This is a genomic window from Amycolatopsis sp. YIM 10 (genome assembly GCF_009429145.1).
In the GTDB taxonomy this organism is placed as follows: Bacteria; Actinomycetota; Actinomycetes; order Mycobacteriales; family Pseudonocardiaceae; genus Amycolatopsis.
In genome coordinates, this window is sequence record NZ_CP045480.1 from 4665376 (window position 1) to 4686329 (window position 20954).

The following is a 20954-nucleotide window of genomic DNA, read 5'->3' on the forward strand; positions in this document are numbered from 1 at the left end:
CCGGTGTCATTCGGCGGCAACCGGTTCCAGGCCCGCGACCAGGTTGAAGGAGCCGGTCAGCAGGTTCAGCGACACCAGGCCGACGACCTCGATGATCACGCGGTCGCTCCAGCCGTGCTCGCGCAGCCCGGCCAGATCGTCGTCGGTGATCGAGGCCGGTTCGGCGAGCACCCGCACGGCGTAGGCCAGCAGTGCGGCTTCGCGGGCGTCGGTGGCGGTGCCCTGCCGGGCGAGCGCGATGTCGGACTCGCTCACCCCCGCGGCACGAGCGGCCTTGGTGTGCGCGTCGAGGCACAGCGCGCAACCGATCCGTTCCTGTGCCGCGAGGGAGATCTTCTCGCTCAGCGCGCGGGGGAGTTTCACTCGCTTGATCGCGCGGGAGAGGTCGAGATAGCCCTGCAGCACCGCGGGGGAGTGGGCCATGGTGGCGACCATCGGCCCGACGGTGCCGCGTCGGCTGGTAAGTTCTTCGAGCAGCGCACGGGATTTCTCGTGGAGTTCGTCCTGCGGCGGGGGCGAGATGCGGGTCATCGGCTGGTCCTTTCACCGTTGTGTGGTGGTCAATTGGCGGCTGCGCCGGCCTTTTCGCTCGTGACGCTCCGGCGGTTCAAGGTGCCCGCCGCGAGCAGTGCTCCGGCGAACGCGACCGCCGCCGCACCGAGGAACGACGCCGACAGGCCGTTGGTCAGAGCCTGCGTGTCGGTGAGCTGCCCGGCGCCGAACGAGCTGGCCAGCGCGGTCATCGCGGCCAGCCCCAGTGCCGAACCGATCTGGTAACCGGTGTTGACGATGCCGGAGGCGACCCACACCAGCCCGGCTCCCAGGACGGCGAGCCCGGTGACCACCAGCGGCTTGGTGCCGAACCGCGCGGTCAGCCTCGGGGCCGGCGCGATCATCATCACCATGATCGTCAACGTCATCGGCAGCAGTGCCGAACCGCTCGGGAAGGCACCGAGCCCGAGAACCTGCTGCAGGTAGAGGTTGAGGAAGAACCACATCGGGATCCACGCGGCCCCGAGCAGCAGCTGAGCCAGGTTGGCCGCGGCGAGGTCGGGCGTGCGGAAGATGCCCAACCGCACCAGCGGAGCCTTGCGGGCCGACTGGACACCGACGAACGCGCCGAGCAGGACGACCGCGATGACCAGGCCGAGGATCGTTTCGAAGGAGGCCCAGCCGCTTTCCGGTGCCCGCACGATCGAGTACACGGCCACGCCGAGACCCGCGGTGACGGTGATCGCGCCGAGCACGTCGATGGAACCGCGTTGCGCTGCGCCCCTGGGCATCAGCGCCGGGATCGCGGCCAGGGTCAGCAGGGCGATCGGGGTGTTGATGTAGAACACCCACGGCCAGCTGATGTACTCGGTGATCACGCCGCCGAGGAACACTCCCGCGGTGCCGCCGGCCGGGGCCGCGGCCCCGTACAGCGCGAGTGCCTTGGTCAGCTCCTTGGGTTCACCGCCGAACAGCATCGTCAGCAGCGTCAAGGCGGACGGGGCGATCAGTGCCGCGCCGGCGCCCTGGATCGCGCGACCGGCGAGTTCGGCCCACACCTGTCCGGCCAGGCCCGCGACGAGTGAACCGGCGAGCAGGACGACCCACCCGGTGGCGAAGATCCTCCGCGCCCCGAGCAGATCGGACAGTCTGCCGCCGAGCAGGAGCAGGCCGCCGAACGCGACCACGTAGGCATTGAAGACCCATGACAGGTTTTCCTGGGAGAAGCCGAGATCGGCCTGGATGCGGGGAAGCGCCACGCCGATGATCGAGGTGTCCATGATGACCATGAACTGCGCGGCGGCGATGAGCGCCAGCGCCCACCACCGGCGCTCACCGTCAACGGTACTCATGATGTACCCCTTACGGGTAGGGAGTATACGGTCGGCACACGTCAACCTCGGGTGCCGATGGGCTATTCCGGTCGGTGCGAAGAAATTTCGAGGAGTTCAGCTGTCGCGGGAAGGCGAATCAGCGCTGCCGGGCTTTGTCACGACGGCAACTGACGGCACGTCGCACGACGAACTTGGCTGTGACGCACAGGCCCGCGACAACGCGCGAAGCGGTGATCACGAGCGCGTTCGAGCAAGGTTCTGTTGGCATCGTGTTCCCCGGAATGTGGTGGCTGGGCAAAATACGCGTGACGCCTGGGGTGGGCGGGGCGCTCACCCCAGGCGGCTGGTGTCAGCCTTCGGCGGCCGAGGGCGCCCGCTCGTCGGCCGTGAAGCCGGATCGGGCGTGCGTCCCGTCGCAGAACGGCTTTTTCGCCGACCGGCCGCATCGGCAGAGCAGGTGGGTCCGCGGTTTGATGACGACCGCGGGTGGCTCGTCGGCGTGCGTGCTCAGTTCGCCACCTCGTAGCCCGCGTCCTTGATCGCGGCGCGGACCCGTTCGGCGTCGAGCGTGGCCTCGCTGACCACGGTGAGTTCGCCGGTGCTGATGTCGACGTCCACCCCTTCCTGTCTTGAACTTCGCAGACCGTCTGCGATACCTGAGTAGGGTAAAGAATGCGTGGTCAGTGGTGGTAGGCGTGCGCGACGGCGTGACCCTTGCCGCGGCCGATCAGCCACTTGTTCACCGGCATGGTGACCAGGAAGGCGATCAGGAAGGCGAACGCGAGCGCGCCCCAGAACAGCCAGCTGGCCAGTCCGGCGTCCATGGCTCCGGGGACCACCAGCATCACGCCGTTGTCGATGATCTCCATCACGGTGATCGACACGGTGTCCGCGGCCAGTGCGACCTTCAGCGCCTGCTTGAAGCCGACCCCGGCGCGCAGCACCCCGCGCATGCTCAGCGCGTAGCCGAAAACGAAGGCCAGCGCGATGGCGAGCGCGATGGTGGGCAGGTTGCCCCAGCGGAGCGCGGTGCCGATCACCATGCCGAGCACTTCGCCGATGGCGCAGCCGGTGAGGCAGTGCAGGGTGGCCGAAGCGGCCATGCGCCAGCCGGCTCCCTGTCCGTGCTGGTGCTCGGTGGCGGACTGCTTGCCGCCGTGCTCGTGGTGGGCGTGGTGTTCGGGTGTTTCGGACACGGGTGGCGCCTTTCTTGTCGTCGCGGCCTGGTTTCTATACCCCCATAGGGTAGGAAAGCAAGTGTTGCCATCGATACGGGGGTAGGGTATCAATGGAGGGGCCGCCGCGGCGGCGCGAACGTGGAGGAGATCGACATGCACGGGTACGCCGAGGACAAGGACAACCTGCTCAAGCGGCTGCGTCGCATCGAGGGCCAGGTGCGTGGCCTGCATCGGATGGTCGAGGGCGACGAGTACTGCATCGACATCCTGACCCAGATCTCGGCGGCCACGAAGGCCCTGCAGTCGGTCTCGCTGGCCCTGATGGACGAGCACCTCAAGCACTGCGTGACCGAGGCCATCGCGGAGGGCGGCGAGACCGCCGAGGCGAAGGTCCGCGAGGCCAGCGACGCGATCGCCCGTCTCGTCCGCTCGTGAACCGGGCGGACCTCACCACCGAGGAGGAAATCCGCGTGCACACCGACGGCATCCGTGCCGTGGCCGATGAAGCCGGATCCGGACCGGCCGCGTAGGCGGCCGGAGTAGACAAAGGACCTCTCATGAACACTGCAGCGAAGCTCTCCGCCTACGGTGCGGCTCTCGCCCTGGTCGCCGGTGGCGCCTGGGCGGCCGGCACCGCTGTCGGTCCCTTCGCCGGCGAGCCCACCGCGGCCGCCGGAACGCCCGGCGGCGAGGACGCCGGGCACGGGGACGCTCACAGCGGCACCGTCGCGGAGGCAGCGGCACCCGAACAGCCCGGCGGGCTGGCGTCGTCCAGGGGTGGCTACACCCTCACACCCACCGCGACGACGCTGACGCCGGGACCGGACCAGCCGTTCTCCTTCACCATCAGCGGGCCGGACGGCGCACCGGTGACGGCATACGACGTCGAACACGAAAAGCGCATGCACCTGATCGTCGTGCGCCGGGACACTTCGTCATTCCAGCACGTCCATCCGGAACTCGGCGCAGACGGCGTCTGGCGCACGGGACTGGACCTGTCCGACCCCGGCAGTTACCGCGTCTTCGCCGACTTCAAGCCGACCGGTGGTGAGGCCCTCACGCTCGGCGTGGACACCGCTGTTCCCGGCGACTTCCAGCCGCGGGCGTTCGAACCGGCCAGGGAAGCCGTCGTCGACGGCTACCGGGTCCGGCTCGACGGCGACCTCGTTCCCGGGCAGTCGTCGAAACTCACCCTCACCGTGGACAAGGACGGCACGCCGGTCACCGACCTGCAGCCGTACCTGGGCGCCTACGGGCACCTGGTGGCGTTGCGCGGTGGTGACCTGGCCTATCTGCACGTCCACCCGGACGGCGAACCCGGCGACGGCAAGACCCCGGCGGGGCCCGGCGTGACGTTCCACGCCGAAGTTCCGTCCGCTGGCACCTACCGATTGTTCCTGGACTTCCAGCACGGCGGCACGGTCCGCACCGCGGAGTTCACCGTGTCGACCGCGGGGACTCCCGAGACGGCACCCGAGCCTCACGCCACCGACGGCCACGGCCACTGACCGCGGAAGGAGAAATCGAGATGTCATCGACAACCCAGCCGCGGACCGCGCATGGCGAGGTCGAACTGGCCATCGGAGGCATGACCTGCGCGTCGTGCGCGATGCGGATCGAGAAGAAGCTGAACAAGCTGGACGGCGTCACCGCGACGGTCAACTACGCGACCGAGAAGGCGAAGGTCAATTTCGCCGGCGAGGTCGATCCCGAGCAGCTGATCGCGCAGGTGGAAGCCGCCGGGTACACCGCCGAGCTGCCGAAACCGCAGCAGGCGGAGCCGGTGGAGGGCGAGCCGGTCGAGGACGACCCCGCCCGGTCGCTGCGGCAGCGGCTGATCGGTTCGGCCGTGCTGTCCGTGCCGGTGATCGCGCTGGCGATGGTCCCGGCGTTGCAGTTCACCTACTGGCAGTGGATTTCGCTCGCGCTGGCCGGTCCGGTGGTGTTGTGGGCGGCGTGGCCGTTCCACCGGGCGGCGTGGGCGAACCTGCGGCACGGCGCGGCCACCATGGACACGCTGATCTCGATGGGCGCGCTGGCCGCGTTCGCGTGGTCGCTGTACGCGCTGTTGTTCGGCACCGCGGGCACACCCGGTATGACGCATCCGTTCGAGCTGACCATCGAGCGGATGAGCGGTGACGGCAACATCTATCTCGAAGTCGCCGCCGGGGTGACCACGTTCATCCTGGCCGGGCGGTACTTCGAGGCGCGGTCCAAGCGGCGGGCCGGTGCCGCGCTGCGAGCGCTGCTCGAACTCGGCGCGAAGGACGTGGCCGTGCTGCGCGAGGGCAAGGAGACCCGGATCCCGGTCGACCAGTTGCGGACCGGTGATCTGTTCGTGGTGCGGCCGGGGGAGAAGATCGCCACCGACGGCGTGATCGAGGAGGGCGCTTCGGCGGTCGACGCGAGCATGCTGACCGGTGAGTCCGTACCGGTCGAGGTCGGCAAGGGCGACGCGGTCGCCGGTGCCACGGTCAACGCGGGCGGGCGCCTGGTGGTGCGCGCGACGCGGATCGGCGCGGACACGCAGCTGGCGCAGATGGCCAAGCTGGTCGAGGCCGCGCAGACCGGCAAGGCGCAGGTCCAGCGGCTGGCCGACCGGGTCTCCGCGGTGTTTGTGCCGATCGTGATCGCGTTGTCCCTCGGCACGCTGGCGTTCTGGCTCGGTGCGGGTGGCTCGCCGGCGGCGGCTTTCACCGCGGCGGTCGCGGTGCTGATCATCGCCTGCCCGTGCGCGCTGGGCCTGGCCACGCCGACCGCGTTGCTGGTCGGCACCGGCCGGGGCGCGCAGCTTGGCATCCTGATCAAGGGGCCGGAGGTGCTGGAGTCCACCCGCCGGATCGACACCGTGGTGCTGGACAAGACCGGCACGGTCACCAGCGGCAAGATGTCGCTCACCGAGGTGCACGTCGCCGAGAGTGAGGACGCGGACGAGGTGCTGCGGCTGGCCGGGGCGCTGGAACACGCGTCCGAACACCCGATCGCGAAGGCCATCGCACAGGCGGCCGGGGACGAGCTGCCCGCGGCCGAAGGCTTCACGAACGTCGAAGGCCTTGGTGTGCAAGGGATCGTGGACGGCAAGGCAGTGCTCGTCGGGCGGACCGCGCTGCTGGCGGACTGGAGCCAGCACCTGCCCGCCGAACTCGCCGAGCGCAAGGCGGCGGCCGAGGCCGACGGCAAAACGGCGGTCGCCGTCGGCTGGGACGGCAAGGCGCGGGCGGTGCTGGTGGTCGCCGACACGGTCAAGCCGACGTCGGCGGAGGCGATCCGGCGGCTGCGCGACCTCGGCCTCACCCCGGTCCTGCTCACCGGGGACAACGAGGCCGCGGCCCGTGCGGTGGCCGCCGAGGTGGGGATCGACGAGGTGATCGCCGAGGTGCTGCCCGCGGACAAGGTGGACGTGGTCAAGCGCCTGCAGGACGAGGGAAAGGTGGTCGCCATGGCCGGCGACGGGGTCAACGACGCCGCCGCGCTGGCGCAGGCCGATCTCGGCCTGGCCATGGGCACCGGCACCGACGTCGCGATCGAAGCGAGCGACCTGACCCTGGTGCGCGGCGACCTGCTGGCCGCCGCCGACGCCATCCGGCTGTCCCGGCGCACGCTCGGCACGATCAAGAGCAACCTGTTCTGGGCCTTCGGGTACAACGTCGCCGCGCTCCCGCTGGCCGCGGCGGGCCTGCTGAACCCGATGATCGCGGGCGCCGCGATGGCGGTCAGTTCGGTTTTCGTGGTCACCAACAGCCTGCGCCTGCGTCGCTTCCAGAGCATCGACCGGGCGGGCACCAGCTGACCAGGAACACCGGAACAGCTCCAGACTCTCTCGACGAGGGGCTGGAGCTTTTCGGTCAAGGGGCGGTAGAACAACGTGATATGCATGCTCCCGTTAGTCCGGCAGCAGGGCGCGAGCTTGCGGAGTTCGCTGGTAGAGCACGAACCGGCCGTCGCGAGTCTTCGTGACCAGGCCGACGCGGTGCATGGCGCTGAGGTGGTAAGAGATCGTGCCGGGGGTGTAGCCGAGCCGCCGAGCGAGGTCCGTGGTCGAGCGGGCCTTCTCGAGTTCGGCGAGCAGCATGGCGCGGGCGTCACCGATCACGGCGCCGAGGTCGTTGCCGGACCGGGACGTGCCGGCGCCGATCCGGTGCGCGGGGAGGTAGAGAACCGCGTCGTCCGGGCCCTGCACGAGCACGTTGGGCCAGCACAGCACGCCGGGGGCGAGGACGAGGTCACGGCCGCTGAAGTCGTGTTCGCCGCACCAGCCCTTGTCGAGCAGGATCGAGTCCCCTGTCCATGCGATCACCGGGTGCGCGGTGTTGAGCATGCGTGCCAAGCCGCGCGTCCTCAGTGTCGCCACCCTCGCCGCTATATCCTGGTCGATGACCGACTGCAGTTGCGGCCAGATCTCGGCGAGTGACTCCTTCCAGAACTGGGCGAGTCCTGAGGCGACCCGCTTCTGCATTAGTCCCGATTCTGCAGCTCGGAGAACAACATCGGGTGGGGGTTTTCCCCAGTTTTCCTGGATGCCCGCGCCGACCTGGAACTCGAGAATGTCCTGGCTGGTCGCTTCGACGGTGGCGATCTGTTCGTCGAACAGCTCCGCGCAGTGGTTGCCGAGGCCGGGCTGGGGGGTCAGGAAGTCCGGCACGTAGGTCACTCCGGGTGGTGGCACGAGGCTGGCCAGCAGCGCCACGTCAGGATGGGCGAGTGCCGCGCGCGCCAGCGGGCCCGGATCGCCGAAAACAGGATGTTCATTCCCCGTCGCGGCGATTCTCAACCAGTACATCGCCTCGTTCGCCGGCGAGAAGGAGAAGCGGATCTTGCTCATCGTTTCCGCGTCCACCCGCAAGGTGATCACGGCTTTCGAGCCTAGCAGCGGCCGCGTCGGATTCGAGGCGTTTCGAATCATTTCCCCCTCGCTGCGGAGCCGCGATCAACTGGATACGTCCGGCCGCACATCCGATTCGAGGGAGTTCTCGATGCGAACCAAACCGGCCACACGTGCCGCTCTCGTGGCGCTGGCTTCGACTCTGCTCTTGATGCTGTCTCTCGCCCATCCCGCTTCGGCGGCGACCCGCAGCTGGGTGAGACCTGTGGACTACCCATACCCGGGCAACTGGCACTGCACGGAGAGGCTCATCCCCGAAAGCGCGCCACGTGGCTCGGTCGACGTCTGCCTGATCCACGGGAACAACGGCACGCAGCCCACCTTCCGGGGAGTCATGATCGTGTGGAACCTCAGTAGCGGTGGGTTCCAGATGAGCGCCGCGAAGATCAACCTGTGGGCGAAACCCGCTCCGTCGGTCTTGGTCCAGGAAGACGGGTGCCTCGACAGCGGCCTCTCGGCAGGCTTCGAGGCCGCGTGCTACGGCACGGCCGTGACCCGTTCGCAGGTGTGCGCTGCCAAGCCCGGCGCAACGTCGGTGCACGCTGTCGGGGCAATCAACATTCCTGCGTTGAGCTCCGACCGAATCACCGTGACGAGCAAGTCGCGCGCCATCGTCTGCTGACAGCACCGGAGACACCACGGTGCCAGGATGTCGAAGGACGTCCCGGCACCGTGCTCATGCCTGGCCTGCCGCCTCCCGCGCCGCTGCGAGCACCGCACCCACCAGTACCCCGTCCCCGGCGGAAGTCCGAGGACCCGAGCACTGGCATCGGGGCGAGACCGCTTTAGGTCGTGACCGGCTCACGAGCCAGAGGCCCGGGTGTGACGACGAAGCTGAAAGGCGAATACACAGGCCGGCTGGAAGGCCAACCTCGACGAGCTCCCGTTGATCGAAGAAGGGCCGGTGAAGGCGTCCATCACACCGAAGTCCGGCTCGGACCTGGCGCGGTCCTGGAATTCGACCCGACGTCGGAGAACGGCGCGCGATCTTCGGCTGACCAGGAGGGACGAATGGCGGTGTCGCCGGGCGAGCTGGACCTGGACGTCGCGTTTCTCGCGGTCAAACCCGATACCCACGGAGCTTACAACGCCGAAAGAGGATCTCTACTTCGGCCCTTGAGCCACCGCGCGTGCGGTGTCCTGGCGCACGCTCTGCACCATCGTCAGCAGCCCGAGCAGTACCACCACCAGCATCGCGAGCAGGCCACCGGCGGCTCGCACGCCGAGTGCCGAGTCCATCGGGGCCACGACGATCGCCGGGAGCATCGGCACCGGCAGGGCCAGTGCGGCACCGCCGCCCACCGCCGTCAGGATCCGGCCGAGGGGCAGGCGCAGGATCAGCAGCACCGCGCCGATGACGCAGCACCCACCGTCGACGGCCAGGAAGATTCGCAGCGCCACCCCGAACGTGGTCAACCGGGCGTCATCCGGGGCGAGCCAGCCCACCGCTGCCAGCAGGCCGAGCAGGCCCAGCATCAGCGCGAAACCGGCGGCCAGTGCGGGTGGCACCGGACTCGGCCGCTGTCGTTCCTCGAACTCTGTCATGGGCAGGAGTGTGCTCCGGGGAGGTCCAGCGGCCATACATTCCGAGGTCAGGCCACCGCCGTGGAGTACTGGTCAGCCGGCTTCGGGGGCCTGCTTGGAACCTGGAATCGCTGTGCGCCCCGTTGCGGGATAGCCTGTCGTATCCGGATTCGGGAGGGTTGTGGTGGATCGTCAATCCAAGGTCAACTTGTTGCGTAAGCTGCGAGACGAACTCGAATGCGGATGTGCGTCCAGCGCGCGCCGGCACACTCGCCGGATCCGCTCCTTGGAGAAGACAATCTACGGCGCCGACAGCTTGGTCAAGCAGGACGACGTCGTCGCCAAGAACATGCGCGAGTTCTTTTGGCTGCTGCACGACTTCCGCAGGGGCAAGAACGAGCCAGAGCCGGAGTACCTGGCCGAAGTGGCCTGCCGGTACGCACACCTGCTGTGGCATCAGGACAACGAACACGTCGTGGGTGGCGAAAAACTGGAGCGTTCCCGCTTCTCGGTCTTCCTTTCCAGTACCGGCGGCGGTAGCGAACTCAGTCGGATAACCAAGCGGACCGCGCTGATATCGGACACCTTGCTGCTGTCGCACGAGGACACTGCGGATTTTCACGTCGTCGGAACGCAGAACCTCGACCCGGCGAACGAGAAAGCAGCCAAAGCGAAGGCGGACGTCCACCGGATCCAGCGGAAGCGGCTGCCCACACGGGCAGATGGTTACCGGCTCAATCGTGCACGCAGGTACCTGGACCGGAACTGCCGCCGCGAGTCGTTCGGTATCCACTGCCCGGACATGTCGGCCCTGGGGGAGTGGCTCCTGGACGCGGAGCCACTCCTGAAGGCCGGCCTGGTGTGGTACCTCCCTCGGTACGCGACGACCGCGCAGGATGTCATGCACGGCGAGGAGCTGGGCATCATGACGTCGCCTCGACGAGTCGGAGCCGTGGACTACCTGGTCAAGGACGGGCGCGCGATTGCCGCCACCGCGGAAGAGCCCGTGAAGAGCCGCCTGGTTCGACCGATCTTGACCATTGATCTCCCTTTTGTCGATGGTATCGAACTGCGTGAATTCAGCAAGATCACTGTCGAAGAGTTCAGCGCGTATTCGGCATTTCGCGATTTCCTGCGGCAGAGGTTCCTGGACATGGACGAAGCCGTCGACGACGTGCAGTCCGAGACCGAACTCGCCAAGCTGGGCCTGCAGATCAAAGATGAGGTCCGCGCGATACGGTCCGAGATGAACAAGGTGCAGCGGAAGAAGTCACTGGCCATGTCCGGGGCGGCGATCGGTTCCGTGGGAGCTGTTCTGGTCGCCGTTTACGGTCCCGCACTGCAGGCGGCGGTCGCGACCCTGGGGGCAACCGGCGGGCTGTGGGGCATCATCCACGCCAAGGCGGAAAACACCACGCGCGATATCCGCGACAACAAGTGGTATTACGTGTGGGCCCTGATGAAGAAGAACTCCAACCACATTATCTGATCGACTGCCGTGGGAGCGAGCGCGACTCAGCCCTTGGCCCAGGTGATCCGGTTGGATTCGACGCCGTCGGCGGTTACCCAAACGGTTTCGTCGATCTGGTCGAAGTGGAAGGCCTCGAAGGTGATGCCGCCGTCGGCGCCGGCCGTGCGGGTGGAGGAGCCGCCCTGGTAGGAGGTCGCGGTGGCGTGCGGCTCGAACGTGTAGGACTGCCCGGGGGTGAACCCCGTCGCGACGATGCGCATGTAGGCGCATTCGGGGATCGAGCAGTCGTCGATGGTGGTCACCGGCGCGCCGCGGGACAGCGTGATCGACCTTTCCGGCGCGATGGGGGAGCCACTGGTCTCGGCACCGGGGCCGCGGCCCGCCACGTTCTCCGCGGTCACGGTGATCGTGTAGGTGGTGCCGTTGGCCAGGCCGCCGAGCGTGGTCGAACGGGCCGCGCCGCCGACGGTTTTCGAGCCGTTGCCGGCGCTGGACGACCACGACACGTGGTAGTCGCGCACCGCGCCGCCGTTGGGCGCGGCGGCACCCCAGTTCACCGTGATGGCCGCGTTGCCCGCGGTGGCCTTGACCCCGGGCGGTGCGCCCGGCGGGCTGGCCGGGTTCGGCGGGGGCGCCTGCTGTTGCTGCTGTGCCGGTGGTGGTTTCGGTGGCTCGGGCTGGGGTTTGGCCGGTGGTTGCCGCGGCTGGGCCGGAGGTGTCACCGGCTGCTGCGGTGGCGGCGGACTGGTCGGTGTCTGCGGTGCGGCGACCGGCACCGGCTTCACCTCGCCGTCGCCTGCCACGACCAGCACGTGCCCGCCGTCGTGGCTGTCGACGTAGATCCGGGAGTCCTCGCCCTTGGCCAGGCGCGGCTGGCCGGGTGGCATCGGCACATCGTGCTTGAGGTGGCCTTGCGGGTCGTAGGTCAGTACGGAGTTCTTCGCGCGGTCGAGCAGCACCACCGCCTGCCCGGCGGAGGCGAGGTCGGCGTAGTCCCCGGCGGGCAGGTCGACCGAGACCGGCGGCGACTTGGCCGGGCCGGGGTCCACCAGGTGCATCCGGTGTCGCGGCGGGTCGAGCACGGCGATCCGGCCGGCCACGTCGGTGGCGGCGAACCGGGCGTCCGGCGGGGCGTCGACGCCGAGCGCGGTGCCCTGGCCAAGCCCGTCCGCGCCGATCGGGTGCGCGGTGTCGGTGGTGGTGTCGACGAACACGGGCCGGTCGGCCACCACGGTCAGGCCGCCGGTGTGCCCGGCGGGCGTCCCGGCCGGGCAGGCCAGCCGGTCCGCGTCGCGCGCCAGTTCGCAGATCGAGCCGCTGGCGGGCTGGTGCACCCACACCGATCCCGCGGTGGTGGCCACCGGTTCGCCCAGCGCGCCACCGGCGGGCACGGTGGTCAGCGCGTCACCGAGGCGGACGATCCGCCCGGACTGCCGGTACACCAGGTACGGCCCGCCGGCGACCTCGATGGCCACCGGCCGCTCGTCCGTTCCGGTGCCGACTGATTTCTTGACCTCGAGATCGGACTTGCCGAATTCGATGATGCGGTTGCCGCCGACCACATATCCACCGGTTTCGCCCTGGACCACTTGGCTGCCCGGCTCCGCGCCGGGCATCGCCGCCCGCGCGTCGATGGCTCCGCTCGCGCCGTCGAGGTGGAAAACCGACTGCAGCACCGCATTGAACACCCAGTGCCCGGACTGGAGGAAGTCCACCTCGGAACCGGGTTTCGCGGCACCGGAGACCGCCACCACGACCACGGCCGCCAGCGCGGTCACCGTGCTGACCAACGGTGCGCGCCGTCGCCACCGGCCCGTTCCACTGGACGCCACAACCACAGCGTAGCCATGTCGGCCAAGCGATGGGGCCGATTCCGGCGGGAACCGGCCGATTCCGCCTCGGCCAACCAGGCGCGTGTGCTCCTAGTGGGTAGCACGGGTGGCATGGCATTGCCTCCGCGAGACACCGAGCGATACGTTGCTTGCCGGTAGTGCCGATGCGGTACGGAATCCCTGGGGTGACGATGGTCATCAAACGCTGCGCGGCGGTTCTCGCTGCTCTCGTGCTGACAGCACCGCTCACACTCGCGCCGACAGCCGCCGCCGGGGCGAACGCGTCCCCGAATGCGGTCGTCGTCTGGGACCTCAACGCGCAGACCGCCATCTGGGACATCGCGCAGCAAGCGCCGCCGCAGGTCGCCGGACGTGGTTTCGCGATGGTCAGCGGCGCGGTCTACGACGCGGTGAACGCGATCGCCGGCGTGCCGTACCAGCCCTATCTCGTCGCACCGCGAGCCAACGGCCGCGAGTCGGTGGACGCGGCCGTCGGCACGGCCGCCTACCGGGTGCTGGACGCCATTTTCCCCGCACAGCGGGAAAGACTGCGCACGCAGTACGACGAGTGGCTCGCCGGGATCCCGGACGGACCGGCGAAGCACGGCGGCGTCCGGGTCGGCGCCAAGGCGGCCGCCGCGATGATCACCGCACGGCAGAACGACGGCGCCTTCGACCCGCGGCCCTGGACCACCGGCACCCAGCCGGGGCAGTACCGCCCCACTCCGCCGGGCTTCGAGAACACGGGTGCCTGGGTCGGTTTCCTCAAGCCGTTCGCCATTCCGGACGCGACGATGTTCCGCACCGTCGGGCCGCCGGCGCTGACGAGCCACACATACACCCGCGATTTCGACGAGGTCAAGCTCCTCGGCTCGGCGACGAGCACCGTCCGGACCGCGGACCAGACCGATGCCGCGCTCTGGTGGCACGACCGGCGTTCGGTCAGCTGGGGGATGAAGCGCGACCTCGCCGTGACCCAGGAACTCGACGTGCTGGAGACCGCGCGCTTCTACGCGCTGGCGGACTTCACCGGCACGGACGGTGCGATCGCGTGCGCGAACGACAAGGAGTTCTGGCACTTCTGGCGGCCGATCACCGCCATCCGGTCCGCCGACACCGACGGAAACCCCGCCACCGCGGCCGATCCCGGCTGGACCCCACTGGTCATCACGCCGCCGAATCCCGACTACCCCTCCGGGCACACCTGCCGCACCGCCGCGCAGATGACGGCGTACGCACACTTCTTCGGCCGCGACGATGTCTCCTTCAGCGCGTTCAGCGTCGACAGCGGCACCACGCGACACTTCGACAGCTTCTCGCAGGCGACCGCCGAAGTCGTCGGCGCACGGATCTGGGCCGGGATCCACTTCCGCTCCGCGGACGTCGACGGCACCACACTCGGCACGGCCGTCGGCAACGACATCACGAAGCGCTACTTCCGGCCACGCCGATAGCGGGTCAGCTCAGTTTTTGCAGCAGCTCCAGCATGATCCCGTGTTCACCGGGGGTCAGTTCCCGCGCCGGGCGTGCTGACAACGACGCCAGCAGGGTGCGGGCCAGTTCGCGCACGGCCTCGTCCTCCGGCGGTTCGTCCCGGTGGAGCACCGCGGCGAAGAGGGCTTCCCGCATCCGCTCGGCCAACTCCGCGGTTCCCGGTCCGTCCAGAGTGGACAGAAGGCTGAGCGCGGTGCCGACGGAACCGGTGTGGATCAGCGTCGCGGCCTCTTCCGGCGGCAGCCGCAGCCGTCCCGCCGCGGCGAGCCGGTCCAGGATGGCGACGAGGGCGCGGTGGCCCTCGCGGGCCGGTGGGCGTGCCTCGGCGTTGGGCGTGCCGTACATCAGCCGGTAGAACGCCGGGTGTTCGAGGGCGAAGCCGATGTGGTCGTTCCAGCCTCGCCGCAGGTCGGCGAGGGGGTCGCCGGAGGGCTTGCGGGCGCGCTTGGTGCGGAGGTAGCGCGTGAAGCCCTCCTCGGCCACGGCGTCGAGCAGCCCTTTTTTGTCACCGAAGTGGTGGTAGACGGTGGGTGCGGTGACGCCGGCCGCCTGACACACGTCGCGGATCGAGACGGCCTCCGCACCAAGGCGTGCCAGCAGCCCCGCGGTGGCGTCGAGGATCTGCTGCCTGGTGTCGTTCATATAGCGACGATATACCAGAGGCTTGCGATCACTTGCATGGTGTTATATACCTAACGGCGATATAGGGATTGATCTAACGTCGTTACCCAGCCCTGGAGGCGCCGTGCCGAACGACCACACCCGCCGGACCGTGTTCAGATTCAGCGCCGCCGCCGCGGCCGGAACCGCGGCGGCCACCAGGCTCGGCGGCGCCGCCCCCGCCGCCGAGGCGACAGCGCGGGCCGTCCCCGCGGGTTCGTCCGTGGAAATCACCTTGTCGGTCAACGGGGAGCGCCGCCGCGTCGCCGTGGAACCGCGGGTCACCCTGCTCGACGCCCTGCGTGAACGCCTCCGCCTGACGGGCACGAAAAAGGGGTGCGACCGCGGTGAGTGCGGGGCGTGCACCGTGCTGGTGGACGGTGAGCGGATCAAGTCGTGCCTGACCCTGGCCGTGATGCGGCAGGGAGCCGAGATCACCACGGTCGAGGGGCTGGCGCGGGGTGAGGAGTTGCACCCGGTGCAGGCGGCGTTCATCCGCCACGACGCGTTCCAGTGCGGCGGCTGCACGCCCGGTCAGATCATGTCCGCGGTGGCCTGCATCAGCGAGGGCAACACGGGATCCGACGCGGAGATCCGTGAGTCGATGAGCGGCAACCTGTGCAGGTGCGCCGCGTACCAGAACATCGTGGCCGCGGTCGCGGACGCCGCGAAGGAGATGGGGCGATGAGGGCGTTCGGCTACACGGTCGCGGGCAGCCCGGCCGACGCGGTGCGCATCGCCGGGAGCATACCGAACTCCGCGTTCGTGGCGGGTGGCACCGACCTGCTGAACCTCATGCGGGACGGCGCGGAGTCCCACGACCACCTCGTCGACGTCAACCATCTCGACCGTGCCGGAGTCACCGCGGATCACGTGACGCTGCGGATCGGCGGGTCGGCGCGAATGCGGCAGGTCGCCGATCATCCGGTGGTGCGACGGAACTTCCCGGTGCTGTCACAGGCATTGCTCGCCTCGGCGTCCCCGCAGGTGCGCAACATGGCGACGATCGGCGGGAACCTGTTGCAGCGCACCAGGTGCGGCTACTTCCGGGACGCCGGATCGGCCTGCAACAAGCGGGTGCCCGGCTCGGGCTGCCCGGCGATCGCCGGGCACAACCGGGGAAACGCGATTCTGGGCGGCAGCGACCACTGCATCGCCACGCATCCATCGGATCTCGCGGTCGCTCTCGTGGCACTGGACGCGAGCGTGGACCTGCTCGGCCCGGACGGCCGAAGAACCGTCCCGATCGCCGATTTCCACCTTCTCCCCGGCGTCACCCCGCACCAGGAAACCGTGTTGCGCCAAGGAGAACTCATCACTCACGTGAACGTCCCGCGTACGCCCGCCGCCGAGCACTCGCGGTACCTGAAGCTGCGCGACCGGGCCAGTTTCGAGTTCGCCGTGGTGTCGGTGGCGGCGGCGTTGCGGATGGACGGCCGGACCGTGCGCGACGTGCGGCTGGCCTTCGGTGGTGTGGGCACCCGGCCATGGCGGGACCCTCGCGTCGAGGACGCACTGCGGGGCAAGCCGTTGACCGAAGCGGCGGTGGCCGAGGCCGGGCGTGTCCTGATCCGCGACGCCGTTCCCCGCGAGGGCAACGGGTTCAAGGTCGAACTCGTCCAGCGCGCGCTGGCGAGCATCCTCAGTGAACTGGGAGGCATCCGATGATCGAGATGGTCGGGCGGGGCGTCGAGCGGGTGGACGGCAGGGCGAAAGTCACCGGTGCGGCCCGCTACGCCGCCGACAACGAGGTTCCCGGTGTCCTGCATGGGTTCCTGGTGTTGAGCACGATCGCCCGCGGTGAGATCACCGCGATCGACACCGGCGCGGCGCTGGCGCATCCCGGCGTCGCCGCCGTCCACACCCACCGGGACATGCCGCGGCTGACGTTGCCTGCTTTCCCCTACGTCAAGGGATTCATCCCGATGCAGGACGCCCGGGTGCACTACAACGGCCAGCCGATCGCCTACGTCGTCGCGGAAACCTTCGAACAGGCGCAGGAAGCCGCGAACCTGGTGCGTGTCGACTACCGATCCGAGCCACCCACCGCCCGGATCGGCGACGCGCTCGACGAGGTGTACCTGCCGCCCCCGTTCCGCGAGGAACCCAACGAGATCGTCCGCGGCGACGCCGAAACGGCGTTCGAGCGGGCCGAGGTCCGGATCGAGCAGGACTACACCAGCCCTACGCACCACCACAACCCGATCGAACCGCACACCACGACCGCCGTCTGGGACGGTGACACGCTGACGTTGTACGAGAGCGCGCAGGGCGTCGTCTTCAGCCGCGCGGTCGTGTCGGCCGCGTTCGGCCTGCCGCAGGCGAACGTCCGGGTCGTCGCGCCCTACCTGGGCGGCGGATTCGGTGCCAAAGGGCCGACCTGGGCGCACACGCTGCTCACCGCGGCGGTGGCGCGAATCGCCCGCCGACCGGTGAAGCTCGTGCTGACCCGCGCGCAGATGTACACCTCGGCCGGCCATCGTTCCGAGTTCCGCCAGCACATCCGGATCGGCGCCACCCGGCAGGGCAAGCTGGCCGCCATCGTCAACACCTCGACCGCGCAACTGTCCCGCACCCACGAAGGAGTTTTCAACAGCAGCGAATCCGCGCTCACCCTGTACGCCTGCCGGAATGTCCACGTGCGACAGCAGGGGGTGCGGCTGGACCTCCCGACGTCGAGCTACATGCGCTCTCCGGAGACGACCGCCCACTTCGGACTCGAGACCGCCTTGGACGAGCTGAGCCACGCCACCGGCATCGACCCGGTGGAACTCCGGGTGCGCAACCACAGCACGGTCAACCCGCACACCGGCCAGCCCTACGGCAGCAAGCACCTGCTGGACTGCTACCGGATGGCGGCCGACGCGTTCGGCTGGTCGCGGCGCGACCCCGCGCCGGGTTCGATGCGCGACGGTGATGAGCGCGTCGGCTGGGGCATGGCCACCGAAACCCACAGCCACGGCGCGATCCCGTCCAACGCCCACCTCACCATCGGCGTCGACGGACTGGCGACCCTGCGGATCGCCACCCAGGACATCGGCACCGGCACCTACACCGTGCTCGGCCAGATCATCGCCGACGGCCTGGGCATGCCGATGGCCCACATCACCTCGCTGATCGGCGACACCGCGTTCCCCGCCGCGTCGCTCTCGGCGGGGTCGGCCACGGTGGCCAGCGTGACCGGCCCGGTGCACCGCGCAGCCCAGAGCGCGCGGGACGCCGTGATCGCGATCGCTGTCGCCGACCAGCGATCCCCGCTGCACGGATTGTCCACGGGGGACATCACCACCGACGGCGGCTTCCTCATCGCCCGCGGCGACCCCGCCCGCCGGGACAGCTACCGCGACGTCGTGGCGCGCCACGGCCGTCCGGTCGAGGCGACCGGGAGCGTGCTGAACACCCCCGGCCACTCGTTCGGCGCGGTTTTTGTGGAGGTCCGGGTGCGGCCGGAACTCGGTGCCGTGCGGGTGAGCCGCGTGGTGACCGCGCACGACTTCGGCCGGGTGCTCAACCACCGCACCGCCCGCGGGCAGGTGATCGGCGGCGTGACCTGGGGCATCGGCTTCGCGCTGCTGGAGCACACCATGATCGACCCGGGGTCGGCGCGAGTGGTCAATGCCAACCTGTCGACCTACCTGGTACCGGTCTGCGCCGACGCCCCGCCGTCGGTCGAGACCTTCTTCGTGGACCGGCCGGACCCCAGCAGCACGGCGCTCGGCGCACGCGGCTTCGGCGAAACCCCGATGACCGGCGTGCCGGCGGCCATCGGCAACGCCATCTTCCACGCCACCGGCCGCCGCCTCCGTGACGTGCCGTTCACCCAGGACAAGCTGCTGTGACGCCGCCGACGCTGGTATTCGCGCACGGCTCGTGGTGCTGGAGCGAGGGCCTCTCGCACGTGGTGGCCGGCGTCGTCACCCGTCTCGGCTGAGTGGTCATGGTGGCGGGCCGGTGCTGGCCCGGACGACCAGTTCGGTCGGGACGGTGATGGCCACCGTTCCGGCGGGGGAGCCGGTGGCGATTTCGGCGAGCAGTGCGGTGACGGCGCGCCGCCCGACCTCGTCGAAGGACTGGCGGACGGTGGTCAGCGGTGGCCAGAACTGGGCGGCTTCGGCCATGTCGTCGAAGCCGACGACGCTCACGTCACCGGGTACGTCGCGGCCTGTCTCGTGGAGTGCCCGCAGCAGGCCCAGCGCCATCTGGTCGTTGGCGGCGAAGACGGCGGTGACCGCGGGGTCGGCGGCCAGCCGGAGGCCGTGCCGGTAACCGGATTCCGGTGACCAGTCGCCGGTGCGCACCGGCGGCACCCGGCGCCCGGCCCGTTCCAGCGTCGCCTGCCAGGAGTGCCGCCTGCGCTCGGCCGCGTACGACTCGGGCGGGCCGGCGATGTGCCAGACGGTCCGGTGCCCGGCGTCGAGCAGGTGCCGGGTGGCCGAGGCCGCGCCACCGGCCTGGTCGGTGTCGACCACCGGGTGGTCGCGACGGGCGCCGGAGTCGATGACGACGACCGGGAGTCCTCGCGGTAGCTCGATCTCGCTGGCGTCGAGCTGGTGCTGCTCGATCAGGATGATGACCCCGTCGACGGCCTGCTCGTTGAGCCTGCTGAAGGCGCCGGTGACCTCACCCTGCGTCGGCATGGCCACCGGCATGAGGCTGATGGAGAACCCCTCCGCGGCGACCGCGGAGGCGACGGCGTCCAGCGTGCGGCTGTTGCCGAAGGCCGAGAGCGCGGAGATGATCACGCCGATGCTGCGGAACCGGCCGTTGCGCAGCGCCCGCGCGGCGCTGTTGGGCCGGTAGCCGACCCGGCGCATCGCCGCGAGCACGCGTTCGCGGGTGGCGTCGTCGACGTTCGCCCGGCCGTTGGCGACGCGGGAGACCGTCTGCCCCGAGACACCGGCCTCCCTGGCGACATCGGCCATCGACGGGCCGCGCCCGCCGGCCCGCCGCGCGGGTTCGCCGGTGGGCGGCGTGGTGCGCGGGCTCGGTGCCATCGTCGGCTCCCCGGTCTCGTCCTGGACATGTTTACGTCAACACGATAGCCTCGCGCCGGTTCGTGTTAGCGCAAACATTCCGCTGTGCCGGGTAACTCCGGCGCGGGAATCCGGAGGGACGATGGCGTCCGCAGCCGCTCCACCCGGCCGGGCACGGCCACGCGCGCGGTCCGCGCGCCGTCGCCGCGACTGGCGGGGATGGCTCTTCGTCGCGCCGTTCCTGGTGGTGTTCGCGCTGACCTTTCTCGCGCCGATCGGTTACGCGTTCGGCCTGAGCCTCTTCCGCGACCAGGCCTTCTTCGGCGGCAGCACGTTCGTCGGCGCGGAGAACTACGCGCAGGTGCTCGCCGACCCGAAGTTCTGGGAGTCCTTCCGGCGCGTGCTGCTGTTCCTGGCCGTGCAGGTGCCGATCATGCTGGTGCTCGCGCTGATCGCGGCGCTGGCGATCGACAGCGCCCGGCTGCACGCGGCCGGCTTCTTCCGGATCGTGATCTTCCTGCCGTACGCCGTGCCAGCCGTGGTCGCCGCGCTGATGTGGGGCTTCATCTACGGCGACCACTTCGGCCTCGCCGCGGACCTGAACCAGCTGCTCGGCCGCGACGTGGTCAAGCCGTTGTCGGACAACTGGATGCTCGCCTCCATCGGCAACGTCGTCACCTGGGAGTTCGTCGGCTACAACATGCTCATCTTCTACTCCTCGCTGAAGGTGGTCCCGCGGCAGTTGTACGAGGCGGCGGCGATCGACGGTGCCGGTGCGTTCCGCGTCATCGCCGGTATCAAGCTGCCCGCGCTGCGGGGCGCGATCGTGATCGCCACGATCTTCTCGATCATCGGCAGCTTCCAGCTGTTCAACGAGCCGAACATCATGCGCACGCTGGTGCCGAACGTGATCGGCACGTACTACACGCCGAACATGTACGCCTACAACCTCTCCTTCGGCGGGCAGCAGTACAACTACTCCGCCACGGTCGCGATCGTGATGGGCGTGATCACCGCGATCATCGCCTACGTCGTGCAGTTGCGCGGCACCCGGAAGGGGATGTGACGATCGTGCGCGCTCATTCGGTGTCGCGGCCGCGAAAGTCGCGGGTGC

The 20954-nt window shown here is 69.4% G+C and carries 20 protein-coding genes; 10 read left to right on the plus strand and 10 right to left on the minus strand.

Features of this window, described 5'->3' with window-relative positions; translation table 11 throughout:
• Positions 1-6 precede the first annotated feature (6 nt).
• The 5 genes from YIM_RS22405 to YIM_RS22420 form a co-directional block, all read right to left on the minus strand.
• Entirely contained in the window at positions 7-531 is a 525-nt protein-coding gene (locus YIM_RS22405) for a carboxymuconolactone decarboxylase family protein (RefSeq protein WP_153032203.1), read from the minus strand.
• Positions 532-560: 29 nt separating this feature from the next.
• Positions 561-1844: an MFS transporter gene (locus tag YIM_RS22410; RefSeq protein WP_153032204.1), complete on the minus strand. Its 1284-nt coding sequence runs from the start codon at positions 1842-1844 to the stop codon at positions 561-563.
• Between the two features lie 331 nt (positions 1845-2175).
• A complete protein-coding gene (locus YIM_RS50095; RefSeq protein WP_153037171.1) occupies positions 2176-2337 on the minus strand; it encodes a CDGSH iron-sulfur domain-containing protein in 162 nt (53 codons plus the stop codon).
• Positions 2334-2444 carry a heavy metal-associated domain-containing protein gene (locus YIM_RS48640; RefSeq protein ID WP_194240255.1) on the minus strand — a complete coding sequence of 37 codons (111 nt, stop codon included), beginning with the start codon at positions 2442-2444 and terminating at the stop codon, positions 2334-2336. The genes YIM_RS50095 and YIM_RS48640 overlap by 4 nt, the downstream gene beginning before the upstream one ends.
• A gap of 62 nt (positions 2445-2506) precedes the next feature.
• Positions 2507-2929: a DUF4396 domain-containing protein gene (locus YIM_RS22420; RefSeq protein WP_153037172.1), complete on the minus strand. Its 423-nt coding sequence runs from the start codon at positions 2927-2929 to the stop codon at positions 2507-2509.
• 228 nt (positions 2930-3157) lie between these two features.
• On the opposite strand from YIM_RS22420, the gene YIM_RS22425 reads away from it, so the two are divergent.
• The 3 genes from YIM_RS22425 (at position 3158) to YIM_RS22435 (ending at position 6794) form a co-directional block, all read left to right on the plus strand.
• A complete protein-coding gene (locus YIM_RS22425) occupies positions 3158-3439 on the plus strand; it encodes a metal-sensitive transcriptional regulator (RefSeq protein ID WP_153032205.1) in 282 nt (93 codons plus the stop codon).
• A 122-nt stretch (positions 3440-3561) separates the two neighbouring features.
• Complete coding sequence (locus YIM_RS22430; protein WP_153032206.1) at positions 3562-4512, plus strand: hypothetical protein; 951 nt, start codon at positions 3562-3564, stop codon at positions 4510-4512.
• A 20-nt stretch (positions 4513-4532) separates the two neighbouring features.
• Positions 4533-6794 (plus strand): cation-translocating P-type ATPase, encoded by a 2262-nt coding sequence (locus tag YIM_RS22435; protein WP_153032207.1) that lies wholly within the window; start codon positions 4533-4535, stop codon positions 6792-6794.
• 93 nt (positions 6795-6887) lie between these two features.
• Here the strand turns inward: YIM_RS22435 and YIM_RS22440 are convergent, their stop codons facing one another.
• Entirely contained in the window at positions 6888-7856 is a 969-nt protein-coding gene (locus tag YIM_RS22440; RefSeq protein WP_153032208.1) for a helix-turn-helix transcriptional regulator, read from the minus strand.
• Between YIM_RS22440 and YIM_RS22445 the strand changes: the two genes are divergently transcribed.
• Complete coding sequence (locus YIM_RS22445) at positions 7819-8508, plus strand: hypothetical protein (RefSeq protein ID WP_153032209.1); 690 nt, start codon at positions 7819-7821, stop codon at positions 8506-8508. The genes YIM_RS22440 and YIM_RS22445 overlap by 38 nt on opposite strands.
• Positions 8509-8990: 482 nt before the next feature.
• Here YIM_RS22445 and YIM_RS22450 read toward each other — a convergent pair whose 3' ends face one another.
• Positions 8991-9431 (minus strand): hypothetical protein, encoded by a 441-nt coding sequence (locus YIM_RS22450; RefSeq protein WP_153032210.1) that lies wholly within the window; start codon positions 9429-9431, stop codon positions 8991-8993.
• 163 nt (positions 9432-9594) lie between these two features.
• On the opposite strand from YIM_RS22450, the gene YIM_RS22455 reads away from it, so the two are divergent.
• Complete coding sequence (locus YIM_RS22455) at positions 9595-10899, plus strand: hypothetical protein (RefSeq protein WP_153032211.1); 1305 nt, start codon at positions 9595-9597, stop codon at positions 10897-10899.
• A gap of 26 nt (positions 10900-10925) precedes the next feature.
• Here YIM_RS22455 and YIM_RS22460 read toward each other — a convergent pair whose 3' ends face one another.
• A complete protein-coding gene (locus YIM_RS22460; RefSeq protein ID WP_153032212.1) occupies positions 10926-12713 on the minus strand; it encodes a fibronectin type III domain-containing protein in 1788 nt (595 codons plus the stop codon).
• Between the two features lie 230 nt (positions 12714-12943).
• Between YIM_RS22460 and YIM_RS22465 the strand changes: the two genes are divergently transcribed.
• Positions 12944-14167: a vanadium-dependent haloperoxidase gene (locus YIM_RS22465; RefSeq protein WP_228004908.1), complete on the plus strand. Its 1224-nt coding sequence runs from the start codon at positions 12944-12946 to the stop codon at positions 14165-14167.
• 4 nt (positions 14168-14171) lie between these two features.
• Here YIM_RS22465 and YIM_RS22470 read toward each other — a convergent pair whose 3' ends face one another.
• On the minus strand, positions 14172-14849 hold the full coding sequence (locus YIM_RS22470; protein ID WP_153032214.1) for a TetR/AcrR family transcriptional regulator: 678 nt from the start codon (positions 14847-14849) through the stop codon (positions 14172-14174).
• Positions 14850-14952: 103 nt separating this feature from the next.
• On the opposite strand from YIM_RS22470, the gene YIM_RS22475 reads away from it, so the two are divergent.
• The 3 genes from YIM_RS22475 to YIM_RS22485 are packed head-to-tail and all read left to right on the plus strand — an operon-like array spanning position 14953 to position 18706.
• Complete coding sequence (locus YIM_RS22475) at positions 14953-15555, plus strand: (2Fe-2S)-binding protein (protein WP_153032215.1); 603 nt, start codon at positions 14953-14955, stop codon at positions 15553-15555.
• On the plus strand, positions 15552-16535 hold the full coding sequence (locus tag YIM_RS22480) for a xanthine dehydrogenase family protein subunit M (RefSeq protein ID WP_153032216.1): 984 nt from the start codon (positions 15552-15554) through the stop codon (positions 16533-16535). The genes YIM_RS22475 and YIM_RS22480 overlap by 4 nt, the downstream gene beginning before the upstream one ends.
• Entirely contained in the window at positions 16532-18706 is a 2175-nt protein-coding gene (locus YIM_RS22485) for a xanthine dehydrogenase family protein molybdopterin-binding subunit (protein WP_153032217.1), read from the plus strand. The genes YIM_RS22480 and YIM_RS22485 overlap by 4 nt, the downstream gene beginning before the upstream one ends.
• A 96-nt stretch (positions 18707-18802) precedes the next feature.
• Here YIM_RS22485 and YIM_RS22490 read toward each other — a convergent pair whose 3' ends face one another.
• A complete protein-coding gene (locus YIM_RS22490; RefSeq protein ID WP_153032218.1) occupies positions 18803-19861 on the minus strand; it encodes a LacI family DNA-binding transcriptional regulator in 1059 nt (352 codons plus the stop codon).
• A gap of 121 nt (positions 19862-19982) precedes the next feature.
• Between YIM_RS22490 and YIM_RS22495 the strand changes: the two genes are divergently transcribed.
• Positions 19983-20906 (plus strand): carbohydrate ABC transporter permease, encoded by a 924-nt coding sequence (locus tag YIM_RS22495; RefSeq protein WP_194240256.1) that lies wholly within the window; start codon positions 19983-19985, stop codon positions 20904-20906.
• The last annotated feature ends 48 nt before the right edge of the window (positions 20907-20954 follow it).